Source organism: Streptomyces sp. NPDC096311, from assembly GCF_044763085.1.
In the GTDB taxonomy this organism is placed as follows: Bacteria; Actinomycetota; Actinomycetes; order Streptomycetales; family Streptomycetaceae; genus Streptomyces.
Map to the genome: position 1 here is coordinate 1 of NZ_JBIWFN010000016.1, position 12429 is coordinate 12429.

Genomic DNA, 12429 nt, shown 5'->3' on the forward strand with positions numbered 1-12429 from the left:
TGCGCCCGAGCACGGTTCACTTCATGTGCGTCCACACACTCAGCATGCCGCTGAACACGGCCGACAGAAAGACCTAACGGAGTCCTACTAGTACTGCAACGGTGTCTGTCCTGAGAGGGCGGTATGAGGCTAAATGCCCGTTACGGGAAGAGTGTTGGGGAAGGCGTGCTGCTCGCGGGGTTCGGTGTCAGGTTACGGCCGGGGCTGGGTGAACAGGCCGGGCTCGATCTCGGTGAGGATGCCGCGGCTGACCAGGCGTTTGAGCTTGGAGCGGATGCCTTCGGTGTTCTTCGGGACGATCGGCAGGTCGAGGGCCAGGCACAGATCGCGGGCCCGCAGTGGCCCGCCGGTGTCGGCAAAGAGCGTCATGATCTGCTGGTAGGCGGGGTGCTCCGGTAGCTCGTGGACCGGTGAACTTACCCTGGTCTGCGCGGTGTCGGGTTTCCCGGCGAGGGTGAGGACCGTCTTGCGGGTGATCCGCAAGTGTTCGAGGTGCTCGTCGAGTTCCCCGAGGCGGGCGGAAAGCTCCTCGATCTGTGCCCGGACCATCGCGGCCTGGTCGGTTAGGGCCTGGGTGCGTTCATCGATCCGCTCCAGGAGCGGGTTCAGAGCGTTGGTACCGGTCATGTGTCTCGCCAGGTGAGAGCGGTGGTGCAGGTCAGTCGGCGTGTCATCACGTCGGTCATCGCCCAGTACACGCGAGACTCTGCGCTCCGGGGTCGGTGGTCGTATTCGCGTACCAGGCGCCGGTACATCGTCAAGATCCCGTAGGCGCGTTCCACGATCCACCGCTTGGTCTGCGGGATGAAGCCCTTGTCCGCGGGATTGCGCTGTACGATCTCGACGTCGATGCCCAGGCGTGTTCCATGGTCGACGACCGCGGACTTGAACCCCTGATCCACCAGTGCCTTCTTGGCCGTGTCGGTCTGCTGGGCGACCTTGTCCAGCAGGCGGGCCCCGACATGGTTCTCGTGGGCCGAGGCCGCGGTGACCACCACCGCGATCACCAGCCCGAGAACGTCAACGGCCAGCCCCAGCTTGCGTCCCGACACCCTTTTCGCCGCGTCCTTCCCGGTCGTGGCGGCAGGCACTCCGGCAGCCGCGCGCTTGCTCTGGGTGTCGAGGACGACGAGGCTCGGGTCGGCTGATCGGTGCCTTTGTTCACGCGTATACCAGCGCAGCAGGTCGTGGATCTTCTGATCGGTGCCGTCGTCGCGCCAGGCGGCGAAGTAGTAGTAGGCCGCTCCTTTCTGGGGCAGGTCGTGCGGCAGGTAGCCCCACTGGCAGCCGGTCCGGTTCTGATACAAGATCGCGTTCACGATCTCCCGCATCTCGTGGACGCCCTGATACCCGGTCGCGGAGAGGCGTGCGGCCTTCCAGGCAGTGATCACCGGCTCGATCAACGCCCAGCACTCGTCGGACAAGTCGCTCGGGTACGGCTTGCGCTCACTCACCCTCGTCGCCTCCCCGCCCAGATCCGTCGACCGCCATGACCGCCTCAAGGTTTCTCGTCCGGGCGACACCCCTCACGCTGCCCACTCAGCTCGGGGACCGGCGGTGCGTGTCGTCTGGCTGTGTCGGGGCGTTGCCCTGCGGCGCTGCCCCTGCGGGCGGCGGAGCTGGCGTCGCCGGGGTGCCGGGGTCGGGCTTGGGCCACTGCTTGAGTTCCACCTGCGGGATGAGCCAGGTGCACAGGAACGCGAGTGCGGCGACCGGTACGGCGACGAGGAACACGGTCTGGATCGACTCGGCGTAGCCGGCGACGAAACCGTGGTGCACCGAGGCGGGTAGCTGGCTGAGTAGCTCGGGGGTGACGTCTGCGCTGGTGAAGCCGGGTGGCAGGGGCGCTCCGTGGAGATGGTTGGCCAGGTTGCCGACCAGTACGTTGGAGAAGATCGCGCCGAAGATCGCGGTGCCGAACGAGCCGCCGATTGTGCGGAAGAAGGTGACCCCAGAGGTCGCAACGCCCAGTTCGCTGTTCGGCACTCCGTTCTGCACGATGATGATCAGGACCTGGGTGGCGCTGCCGATGCCGATGCCGAGCACCAGCATGTACAGGGAACTCTCGTAGGTCGTGGTGCCCACGTCCATCAGGTGGAGCAGGAACATGCCGAGGGTGATCACGGCGGTGCCGGCGATGGGGAAGATCCGGTACCTGCCGGTCTTGGAGATGATCCGTCCGGACGCGATCGACGTCACGACGAGCCCGGCCATCATCGGCAGGAGGTACATCCCGGAGACGGTCGGCGAGATGCCCCGGACCACCTGGAAGAACGCGGGCAGGTAGGTGATCGCGCCGAACATGGCGAAGCCGACGACGAAGGCAACCAGGCTGGTCATGGAGAAGGTGCGCGTTGTGAACAGGTGCAGCGGCAGGATCGGTTCCGCAGCCCGACGCTCGACGAGCACGAACAGGCAGGTCAGGACCACGCCGGCGGCGCCCAGGATGTAGATGGGCGCCGAGGACCATGCATAGGTGGTGCCGCCCAGGCTGGTGAGCAGGATCAGGGCGGAGGCCGCCATCAGCAGCACAATCATGCCGCGGTAGTCGATCTTGTGGCGCAGCCTGCTCAGTCGGCCGGGGACCTGGCTGGCCACCACGATCAGCGCGATCAGGCCGACCGGAACATTGATGTAGAAGATCCAGCGCCAGGTGAGGTGTTGGACGAACAGGCCGCCGAGCAGCGGGCCGACCACACTGGCCAGTCCGAAGAGCGCGCCAAAGAGCCCCTGGTACTTGCCGCGTTCGCGCGGCGAGACGACGTCGCCGATGATGGCCTGCGCGCCGACCATCAGGCCGCCGCCGCCCAGTCCTTGCACTGCGCGGAAGGCGATCAACTCGAACATCGAGTTGCTGAGGCCGCAAAGGACCGATCCGATCAGGAAGATGACGATCGCGGCCTGGAAAAAAATCTTCCGGCCGTACTGGTCGCCCAGCTTGCCCCACAGTGGGGTCGACACCGTCAGGGTGAGCAGATAGGCGGTGACCACCCAGGCGATGTGAGAGCCGCCGTTGAGGTCGCCAACGATCGTCGGCAAGGCGGTCGACACGATGGTCTGGTCCAGGGCGGAGAGCAGCATGCCCAGCATGAGTGCGCCGATGATGAGATTGATGCGGCGGCGGCCCAGCGCCGGTATCGGTGCGTCGCCCGTGTCGGGTTCGACGCTCGGCTCTGGGTCGCGGCCGGCCGCGGGAACAGCTGAGGCCATCAGTGCTCGTCCTTTCTGTGGTCAATTCCCCGGTGATCTGGTGCAGTTCGCCGTGCCCGGGGCAGCCGGCGGTGCGCGTGTCCATCACGGTTCACCCACCGCGTCGGCCCCCCGTGCCACGGATTGGCCCTACAGGGCCTGGGGGGATTCGCCGACCTGTTGAAGGACTTCCTCGGTGGTCGCGGTCTCACCGACGCGGGGGAAGATCCGGCCGATGCTGTTGTCGTGCGCTTCTACGCTGCCGTCGGTCATCGCGTCGGTGGCCAGGACGACGTGATAGCCGTGCTCGTGAGCGGCGCGGGCAGTGGATTCGACGCCAACGCTGGTCGCGACCCCGACAATCACGACCTGGGTGACACCGAGGCCGCGGAGGTGGTCATCGAGCGGGGTGTTGTGGAAGGCGCCCCAGGTCCGCTTGCTCACCCGGATGTCACTGGGCTGGGGGTCGAGTTCGGGGAGGATCTCGGTCAAGTCAGCAGGCAGAGTGGAGCCCGCGTGGGAACCGACCTCGGTCCTGCCGGGCGCACTACCGGTGGCGTTCACCAGCACGACGGGCAGGCCGCGGGTCCGGAAGGCGGCCGCCAGGCGGCTGGCCCGTCCCACGATCTCCGCGACCGGATGCAGGAGCGGCACTGTTGTCGCGGTGAGCGCCTTCTGCAGGTCGACGACGATCAAGGCCGCCTTGTCGTCTATACGCGTGAGTGTCATGTTCAGCCCTTCGAAGGTGAGTTGTCATGGCGTGCCGTAACCCGGCACTGCCCCGACCGCGCACCCGACTAGGCATCGGCGGGTGCGGGGCAGAGAAGCGGTCCGTGCGGGAGCGGCCGAGCCGCCTGGGCGCCACGGCCCAGCCGGTGCGGTGACACCTGCTTCGGGTCCGCCTCGTCCGCAGGTCATGGCCGCTTGGCTCCGTCATCTATGCAAGATAGCTAGTAATATCTCTATGCTGCATACCTATATTACAGAAAGTCAAACGAGCGGAACGCGCTCACGTAGTCACCTTGGGTAATGGCCGCGGACGGCGTCGGATGCGGCGTTTGAGGTGCCAGAAGGCTTGGCGATCTTGGCCAAGCGGCGTACCCGAGTGCGATGCTCGCTGGGTTTGCGGAGGGGGCGCCGACGGGCGGCAGCGTCGGCCACGGACCGGCACATGCGGGCGGCGTTACCGACCGAAAGGCTGGGACGTACGGGGCATTTCGCCGCCGCGGCAAAGATCCATTCCCGCCGGGGATTTCACGCCCGGCACCTCAGGCCATTCGGGGCAGGTGCCTAAAATTCCGGCAGCACCCGGCGGCGACCTGCAGGGGCGGCCTGCTCGCAGAGCCGCCGCATGAGGTCTCCCGCCTGCAGCAGCAGTCGCTGCTCGTCGGCGGTAAGAGTGTCGGCGATGGCCTGCTGCAGCCACGCATGATTGCCCCGGCGCACCTCGGCAATCACGTCCGCGCCCGCCGGCGTCAAGTTCACGAACGCCTTACGCCCATCACCTGGGTCAGGCTCGCGAACCACCAGACGCCCCCTCTCCAGGGAGCGGAGGGCCGCAGCCACGTTGGAGGTGGTCATCTCCAGCTCCTCGGCGAGCTCACCGGGCCGCAGCGCCCGCCCTGCTTGCTCCACTGCCACGAGTATCTGCAACGCCGAGGAGGAAACGCCATCGACCTCAGGCTGCTGCCGCTGCACCTGGCGATGCAGCCGCTTGATCTGCTTCTGCAGCCAGTAGGCCTCTTCCTCACGCATATAACTATGATACATAGCATTCAGTCGTGAGAGGTCCGACCCTGTCAGGCGTACGTACGGGCTCGGGCATGAGGCCACGCAACGGCCTGTTCCCCCAACCCCGGCCGTGATCCGCCACCGAACCCCAAGAGCAGCGCACCTTCCCCAATGCTCAACCCCGTAACGGGCATTGAGCCTCATACCACCCTCTCAGCGGGGTGAGATGACGTAGGGCTCGCCACACACCGCGAGGTAGACGGCCTCGGCGAGTTGACGCCGCTTCCCAGGTCCCGGGCCCCGCTCAGCAGGCCGGGCCTGCCTGGCACGCGTCGGTCGGGTCCGGCGAGACAGCAGAAGAGATGGCCCATGCGATTTCGGCTGAGACACGAGGTGAGGGGAAGTGAGCCGGCATGCTCACACCTCCGCCCCCTTCAGGCGGAACACGCGGACGATTCGCGATCGCGGTGTTCGGGCGACGGGCCCAGCGAAGTCAGGTCAACGGTGCGCAGCGCCTCGCTGTCCAGGACGGCGGTGACGGCGCGGTCCCGAGCCCCGCTCACATGCTGCGCGGCGAGTTCCCTGGCCTCGGCGGAGTCACCGGTGGCGATGGCATCCATCAGCGCACGGTGTGTCGATCCCGTGCTCCTGGTTCCTGACGCCGGGCTGATCACGTCGAGGGCGTGGTACCGCTCCCTCTTCAGCAGAACCTCGCTGAGAACGCGGTCGAGCTCCGCGTTTGCGCTGAGTACGGCGATGCGACGGTGTGCCCGGTAGTGATCCGTGAGCCAGGACGCCACATCTGCCCGGTCCTCGACTTCTTCTTCGCGCTGGCAGAAATCACGCATAGCCGCAATGTGGTCGGGGAAGCGGACGGCACGCTTGGCCGCGAGTGCCGCAGCTTCGGGCTCCAGCCACAGACGCAGGTCGAACAGGTCCTGCACGTCACCCTGGTACCTCTTCTGCTATGAGCAGTTTGCCATCCAGCTGGGAACAGTCAGACCTACCGCGAAATCAAGTGGACTCGGTGGTACTGGCGGCACGGCCACCACGGGAGCGGACACGTGGGGGGCGGGAGAACGAACGTGCCGAGTTCACGGGCAGGGGCGCAGCGCGACCGTATCCGGCGCAATGCCACCTACGCCGGCCTCGGAGTCACTGTCCACGATCATGGCGCGGATCATGTGTGGGGGCCGTTCTGTGGGGTGGTGGTGGGGTGGGGGATGCGGGCGCCGAGGCGCCAGGCGCCGGCGCCTGCGGGTCCGGCGTTGAGGTGGCCGCCGAGGGCGGTGACGCGTTCGCGGAGTCCGATGAGTCCGTAGCCGGAGGTGACGGCGGTTTCGTCGGGGGTGCCGGGGGTGTTGGTGATTTCGACGAGGGTGGCGGGTGGCTGGTAGTTGATGCGGACGGTGGTGTCGGCGCCGTGGGCGTGTTTGCGGGCGTTGGTGACTGCTTCTTGGACGATGCGGTAGACGGCGAGTTGGTGGGTGGTGGGGGCTTGTTCGGGTGTGCCGTCGATGGTGAGGGTGACGTGTTGTCCGGCGGCTCGGGCTTGGTCGGTCAGTTCGGGTACCTCTCGGATGACCCGGTGTGAGTGTTGCTGTGGGTGTGGTGTCGGGGTCGTGTAGGGCGCCGAGGACGTCGCGGAGGTCGGTGAGGGCTTCGGTTGATGTGGTGCGCAGGAGGGTGAGGCGTTCGGCGATGGTTGGGGGCAGGGTGTCGTTCTTGGTGGTGAGGACGCCGGTGTGCAGGGCGATGAGGCTGAGGCGGTGGGCGAGGATGTCGTGCATCTCGGCGGCGATCCGGGAGCGTTCCGCGGAGCGGGCTGCCTGTTCACGCAGCGCTGCTTCCACACGCGGATGCTCGATGTCGTTGGCGAGGGCCTCCAGGAGTCGCCGCCGATTGCCGAGCCACAAACCGATGGCGACGGCCAGCAGCGGCAGGAACAGTGTGGCCGCGTAGCTCTGCGCGGTCCAGAGCGAGGTGGCCGGGTAGCTGAGCAGGTTGGCGCTCAGCGCGGCGACCGCGCACGCCGCTGCCGCCCGCACTCGGAGATCCACAGCGAGACCGAACAGGGCGAGTGCGAGCAAGGGCAGCAAGGGCTCGCCCCACCACGCACTAGCCACAGTGACCAGCAGCGGTGCGACAAACCATGGCAGCCGGGGCATGAGCTGGGCGGCTCCGCACAGAACAGCTGAAACAGTCGCGGGAAGCAGATAGCGACTGTTGTCGAGCGTCACCGCGTTCAGTGGAGTGGCTGCCACACACAGCGAGACCAGGCCCACGCGTCCGTAGGCGGCCCACCTCCGACCCTCTTTCCTGCTCACCCTTGCAAGCCTATGCAGACTCTGTTGATCATTCCGTCCGACGTTCTGCCACGCGCACCCCCGACTTTCGTAGGGGTACGCCGTCGAACAACGACGGATCCAGTGCCTGACATCGGTTTCTAGCGTCGAAACCATGAACGATTGGACCCCCTCTGACGACCGTGTCCCCGTGCGCCGTCGTGCCGAAGGCTGGATGTTCCTGACCGAAGCGGCTCACGATCTGCGGACTACCGGTGCGATCGCACCCAGCGGCAAGGCCCTGGCCCGTGCCCTGATCGAGCCCATACGGGTCCATCCCCCTCGCCCGCTGGCCGTCCTGGAAGCCGGTGCCGGCACCGGCGCGGTCACCCGCGCGCTGCTGCCGCAGCTGCCCCGGGGCAGCAGTCTGGACATCGTCGAGGCCCATCCGCGCTTCGCCGACCGACTGCGCCACCTCGTCGACACACATCAGGGCCTGGCCGGCCGCCTGGCGCAGGTGAATGTGCACCAGACCTTCGTGGAGGAACTCGACACGGATCAGCGCTACGACGTGATCGTCTCCGGCCGGCCACTGACCAACTTCACCCCCGCACAGGTCGAGCGCATCATGGCTCGATACCTGGAGCTGTTGCACCCCGGCGGGACCCTGACCTACTTCGCCTATGTCGGAACCCGAAAGGCCCGCGCTGTGACGGCTTCTCGAGCCGAAGCGCGGCGACACGCCGCGGTGGATGAGGTCATGGCCGCCTACCAGCGCAACTACGCGACCGGCCGCTGGACCGTGTGGGCCAACCTTCCCCCCGCCCACGTCTGGTATCTGCAATTGCCCCTGATCCCCAAACAGCAGGCCCTCGGTGGAGGGCAGCGGTGAACGCCCTCTCCACCATCCTCACGCACGTGCCCCCTGTCGCGGCCTACGCGGTGGTGGCAGCCGCCGTCCTGGCCGAGTCGATCCTGCTGGTTGGCGCATTCATCCCCACCTTCACCCTGCTGATGACGGCCGGTGCGCTGGCCCGCACCGGCTACATCAGCCTCGTGCTCGTCATAGCCGTCGCGGTGAGTGCTGCAGTCGCGGGGGACTTGCTCGGATACCACACGGGCAGGCTCCTCGGCGACCAGTTGCGTACCGGCCGTGTAGGTCGTCGCATCCCGGGCGTAGCCTGGCATCGGGCCGAGGCCCTGATGACACGCTTCGGTGGCCGCGCGGTGTTCATGGCTCGCTTCGTGCCGGTGGTCCGCACCCTCGCCCCCCACGCTGCGGGCGCCACGCACCTGCGCTATCGCCGCATCGCTCCCTACAGCGTCTTCGCCGCCTGCCTGTGGGCCACGGCTGAGGCAGGCACCGAGTACGCCACCGCCACGTCCCTCGTCCAGGTTCTCACTCGTGTTGGCCCGGCTGTCGCCGTGGTGGTCCTGGTCGCGATGGGGGCTGTGGTCCTGTTGGTGAAGAAGCGTGGCCACTCCTTTCGCCGTCGGACGTCGGCGCTCCCCTCACAGGACACGGCGGTAACCCTCGAACGATGAGGAGTCATGAGGCGGGGAGTTCGCACACACCGACTTGAGGGACCAGGTCGTGAACTCCCGCACGTGGGTATGGCGAAAACCCTGAAGACGACTGGGCACGCCATGGTTGGGATCACATGATCCATGGCAGCTCCTGTGTGCCGTCACAGCCGAGATTCGGGCGGCGGGCCGTACCGTCGTGGACAACCGCGTCCCAGCCGGCCTCGGCCCGGGCTCCGGTCACCCGCCCGTCTGCAGGAGCCGCACCGAAGGGACAGGCAATGAAGCCGCCCACTGTCAGATACGGCGATTCCGGATCGGTCGATGAAGCAGTCAAGCTCAAGATCGAGCGCGCAATCGAGGTCCTTGTCCCAGCCGAACGAATCAGTCGTCCTCCCGTGCTTAACAGTCGGCTCGTCAGGCCGGAGGCGCTGATCGACATCACTGAGATCGATGGCCAACGGACGATCGTGTATCGGTCCGATGTTCTGGAAGCCGGCGAGGGGCCGCGGCAGTACGACTTCGATCGCCACCTCCTCGTCAGTGAACCGGTATCGCTCTCGCCTGAGGCTGTCGCATTCATTGAGAACCGGCATGAGGGTACGGTCGGCGGCAGCATCCCGTCGCAGCCGGTTCCGGCGAGCGTCCGTGAACGGGAGGACTCCAGTGCCGGTACGCCGACACCGAGGACGAACAGGCCGACACCGACCGGCGGGTCCCCAGCGGCGCGAGGGAGCCGTGCCCCCGGAGGAGCGCCACCGCGCTGATTCGCCGCCTGCGGGCGGGTGTTCCCCGCAGACGTAGCAGGTGTCAGCACGCGACTGGCGCGGACCATCTCGGGCCGACGACGAGCCGATGCGATGGCCCCGCAGTCGGCGGGGTTTTTGGGAACGGCCGCTGACCTTGATGATCGATGCGTCCGCGTCCATGACCGGTACGGCAAGGCGCTGTTGTGTTTCGGGCCGAGGGGTGTGCGCATGTGGGGTGTGTATGGGTGAGCCATGCGTGACCTGTCTTGCATGGCCCACAGCACCGACTGGCTCAAGGCTCCAGCGGTGACGACATCGGAGCCGGAGGAAGCGCTCTTGGAGGGGCAGCCGCGTCCACTTTTCCATGCGCCACTCGTGCGGGCGCATCAGTCTGCATCTGGTACCAGCACAACCTTGGCGGGCTCATGGACAAGAGTGAGGACCACAGCTGCCGGTTCGCGCTCAGCACATTCAGGGCATGGTGATAGTCCACGGCCCAGGAGCCGTGACTGCGCTGCAGACGAATCTCCCGATGGTCCAGCTGCTTCACGTCGGGGGCCGCCGCGGGCCCGAAGAGATCGGGCACCACCACGGTGCCCCGGGGTGCCGTCTGTTTCAGGGCGGCCTTCAGAGCGTGGGAGACGCCGGACGCCTCCAGCCATCCGTCCGGGGCCAGATCCGTCGCCTCGTCAGCGACGAGTGTGTTCAAGCCCAGTGACTTCGTGGCGGCGAGGCGTAGGTCCCTGCTGCGTTCGGCACCTCTAGACACAACTCGTGCCAGCGCTCCGCCCACAGAAGTGCGGTGGTCACACCGATTGAGCCAGGGCCGCTGACGACGATGTCCAGGGTGCCGTCCCGGGGCCGTTCGAGATGGCGCATCGCGCGATAGGCCATCGATACGGGTTCGGTGAGCGCCCGCACATCGGAACTGAAGTCGGTGTCGGCGACCACCGCCCGGTACTCGGCGATCGTGTGGTGCGTCCGGTCGGCACACTCCTTGTCGGCGGGGACGTCGAACTCGTCGCACCACCTGTTGTTCGTCACTCGCAGTTGCCCGGCGCTGCCGGCCGTGGTGGTGCGCAGGACGGCGACACCGATCTGCCGGGCCAGCGGCGGGCCGTCGAGTGGACGGAGACGGACCACGGTGTCTCCCCTGGGTTTTCCGAGGCGGCCCACCCCCTGCAGGCACCCTGGACTCCGTGCCGACCAGCAGCGCGTCCGGGCCGCCCGCACTCCTGGGACGGCGCCACGGTCGCAACCTGACTGGATCACACCTGAGGCACCGGGCGCAGCCACCGCAGACCCCGGGCAGCGTGGATGGCGGGGCTGCGCACCGCCGAGCAGCCGGTCGACTGACCGACGGGCGCCCGCCCCGTGGCGGCGGCGGGCGCCGTACGGGGCCGGCGCCCGCCTGAATGCACGGCTGCTGTCCGGCGTGGTCACGCCAGTGCGGCACCCCGTGGGAGCGCGCGGGCTACCGGCCGGTGTCTGCGTACGAGGTGTTGCAGTAGTCGACGCTGTCAATGACCACGCACGCCGTGAAGAGGGTGATCGGATTGCTCTGGATGTCGGTGGTCTCGCTGCAGGTGCCGTTGCCCTTGGAGTCCGACAGCGTCTGACGGTTTCCGACCTTGCGGTAGTAGTGGACGGCGACGCCGTAGCCGTCCGCATGGACGTCGCAGACCCTGACGGCGCCGTTCGCACCGTAGGACACGGCCTGCGCGCGGGTGTAAGCGCCGTAGGCGAGGATGGAGGTGCGGTCGGCGGCGTGCGCCGGCCCCGAAAGCGCCAGTGCGCCCAGCAGAGCCGCGCCGGCGGTCAGTGCGCGCCCCGTCTTCCGATACTTGGTCATGATCTTTCCCTTCTCGTCGGCCCGTCGGGCCTATGGGTCCCCGTGGCGTGTGCCGTCGGGCTGGGCGGGGCCGGTCGAGGTCCTGTCGGGCATCGAGCTTTCCGGCCGCTGCTTTGTCTGGCAGCCCCCTGCTGCCACTTCGGACAATCCCGTAGCGTCGCGTCGGAGCAAGGCTGCCGTTGACCAGGACGCCGGGGAGCGTGTCGCCATCTACGCCGTCTGGCCGGGACTTCCACAGTGCGCCAGGCCGGGTGTCGGAGCTCATGAGTGCCTCCTGCCGCGGTCGCTACGGTTTCACCCTGAGAGGGAGGCGAGCCCCCGGAGTGTGACATCGACGCCCCCGGAGGTGACCCACATCTCACTGTTCGACCGTGCGTGGTCCACACAGGGACGCAGTCGGCCCCCAGGCAAGGGGGGTGAGGCAGTTCAGGCCTGACCGCTGCGTGGAGATGCCAGGACATCGCTGGGCCACAGCGGCGACGGTATCGGCCGCAAAGCGCCAACTCTTGCTTTACTCCACACGAGTTCACTTACAAACAGCCCGAGATTCCCCACCTGGGAACCCGCTTCTCGGCAACGGGTGAGAAACGGGTTCTGGCACGGATTCCGTGAAGTCGATCGTGCTTCTCGGCGCCGGTGACGCTCCGTCAACTCCAGCTGGACGCTGGCCGCGTGTGAGGACACTTTCCTTCTGCTTCCGCAGGTCAAAGCGGTGATGAAGAGTTCACAGCGACCGAACCGACTCAAGGTCGGGGTGTAGGAAGACATTCGGGTGTGCGCGTGCGCGTTGCCGCCGGCCGCGCGCAACGCCGCAGCGGCATCCTCGCCACGCCGTGGGTCTCGGAGACCGATCAGGACCGTCATGCCCAGCGCAGCGAACTGCTCGGCAGCTGCACGGCCGATCCCCCTGTTCGCCCGGTAATCAGCGCAATCTTCTGGTGTGTGGCGTACTCGGTCATGACCAGCTCCCGGCTACGGGATGGTGGCGTCCAGTGACGATCGGATCGGCGGGCCGGTCCGCCTCCGGCGCGAGGCCGGGGCGCGGACCGCCACCGTTCGCACGGCGAATCAAACGTTGTAGGGGATGGCGATGGGGTTT

Annotated in this window: 13 protein-coding genes and 1 pseudogene; 5 read left to right on the plus strand and 9 right to left on the minus strand. The window is 67.2% G+C overall.

Annotated elements, in window-relative coordinates; translation table 11 throughout:
• Positions 1-192 precede the first annotated feature (192 nt).
• The 6 genes from ACIRA5_RS34720 to ACIRA5_RS34745 all read right to left on the minus strand — a co-directional run bounded on the left by ACIRA5_RS34720 (position 193) and on the right by ACIRA5_RS34745 (position 5864).
• A complete protein-coding gene (locus ACIRA5_RS34720) occupies positions 193-627 on the minus strand; it encodes a hypothetical protein (protein WP_403697787.1) in 435 nt (144 codons plus the stop codon).
• The gene (locus tag ACIRA5_RS34725; protein WP_403697789.1) at positions 624-1454 is read right to left on the minus strand and encodes an IS5 family transposase; all 831 of its coding nucleotides are present in this window, start codon (positions 1452-1454) and stop codon (positions 624-626) included. The genes ACIRA5_RS34720 and ACIRA5_RS34725 overlap by 4 nt, the downstream gene beginning before the upstream one ends.
• A gap of 85 nt (positions 1455-1539) precedes the next feature.
• Entirely contained in the window at positions 1540-3210 is a 1671-nt protein-coding gene (locus tag ACIRA5_RS34730) for an MDR family MFS transporter (RefSeq protein ID WP_403697791.1), read from the minus strand.
• Positions 3211-3339: 129 nt separating this feature from the next.
• Positions 3340-3918 (minus strand): cysteine hydrolase, encoded by a 579-nt coding sequence (locus tag ACIRA5_RS34735; protein ID WP_403697793.1) that lies wholly within the window; start codon positions 3916-3918, stop codon positions 3340-3342.
• A gap of 561 nt (positions 3919-4479) precedes the next feature.
• A complete protein-coding gene (locus ACIRA5_RS34740; protein WP_403697795.1) occupies positions 4480-4944 on the minus strand; it encodes a MarR family winged helix-turn-helix transcriptional regulator in 465 nt (154 codons plus the stop codon).
• Between the two features lie 410 nt (positions 4945-5354).
• A complete protein-coding gene (locus tag ACIRA5_RS34745; RefSeq protein ID WP_403697797.1) occupies positions 5355-5864 on the minus strand; it encodes an FCD domain-containing protein in 510 nt (169 codons plus the stop codon).
• A 329-nt stretch (positions 5865-6193) separates the two neighbouring features.
• Between ACIRA5_RS34745 and ACIRA5_RS34750 the strand changes: the two genes are divergently transcribed.
• A complete protein-coding gene (locus ACIRA5_RS34750; RefSeq protein WP_403698169.1) occupies positions 6194-6514 on the plus strand; it encodes a hypothetical protein in 321 nt (106 codons plus the stop codon).
• Positions 6515-6596: 82 nt separating this feature from the next.
• Here ACIRA5_RS34750 and ACIRA5_RS34755 read toward each other — a convergent pair.
• Positions 6597-7382: pseudogene (locus ACIRA5_RS34755) on the minus strand (histidine kinase); the annotation flags it as partial.
• Between ACIRA5_RS34755 and ACIRA5_RS34760 the strand changes: the two are divergent.
• The 3 genes from ACIRA5_RS34760 to ACIRA5_RS34770 all read left to right on the plus strand — a co-directional run bounded on the left by ACIRA5_RS34760 (position 7381) and on the right by ACIRA5_RS34770 (position 9496).
• The gene (locus ACIRA5_RS34760) at positions 7381-8097 is read left to right on the plus strand and encodes a class I SAM-dependent methyltransferase (RefSeq protein WP_403697799.1); all 717 of its coding nucleotides are present in this window, start codon (positions 7381-7383) and stop codon (positions 8095-8097) included. The pseudogene ACIRA5_RS34755 and the gene ACIRA5_RS34760 overlap by 2 nt on opposite strands.
• Entirely contained in the window at positions 8094-8750 is a 657-nt protein-coding gene (locus ACIRA5_RS34765) for a DedA family protein (protein WP_403697801.1), read from the plus strand. The genes ACIRA5_RS34760 and ACIRA5_RS34765 overlap by 4 nt, the downstream gene beginning before the upstream one ends.
• A gap of 260 nt (positions 8751-9010) precedes the next feature.
• Complete coding sequence (locus ACIRA5_RS34770) at positions 9011-9496, plus strand: hypothetical protein (RefSeq protein WP_403697803.1); 486 nt, start codon at positions 9011-9013, stop codon at positions 9494-9496.
• 687 nt (positions 9497-10183) lie between these two features.
• On the opposite strand, the gene ACIRA5_RS34775 is transcribed toward ACIRA5_RS34770, so the two are convergent.
• Both ACIRA5_RS34775 and ACIRA5_RS34780 read right to left on the minus strand, forming a co-directional pair.
• Positions 10184-10621 (minus strand): hypothetical protein, encoded by a 438-nt coding sequence (locus tag ACIRA5_RS34775; protein ID WP_403697805.1) that lies wholly within the window; start codon positions 10619-10621, stop codon positions 10184-10186.
• A gap of 331 nt (positions 10622-10952) precedes the next feature.
• Complete coding sequence (locus tag ACIRA5_RS34780; protein ID WP_403697807.1) at positions 10953-11330, minus strand: hypothetical protein; 378 nt, start codon at positions 11328-11330, stop codon at positions 10953-10955.
• Between the two features lie 780 nt (positions 11331-12110).
• On the opposite strand from ACIRA5_RS34780, the gene ACIRA5_RS34785 reads away from it, so the two are divergent.
• Positions 12111-12326, plus strand: a complete 216-nt coding sequence (locus ACIRA5_RS34785; RefSeq protein WP_403697809.1) for a hypothetical protein — start codon at positions 12111-12113, stop codon at positions 12324-12326.
• Positions 12327-12429: the final 103 nt, after the last annotated feature.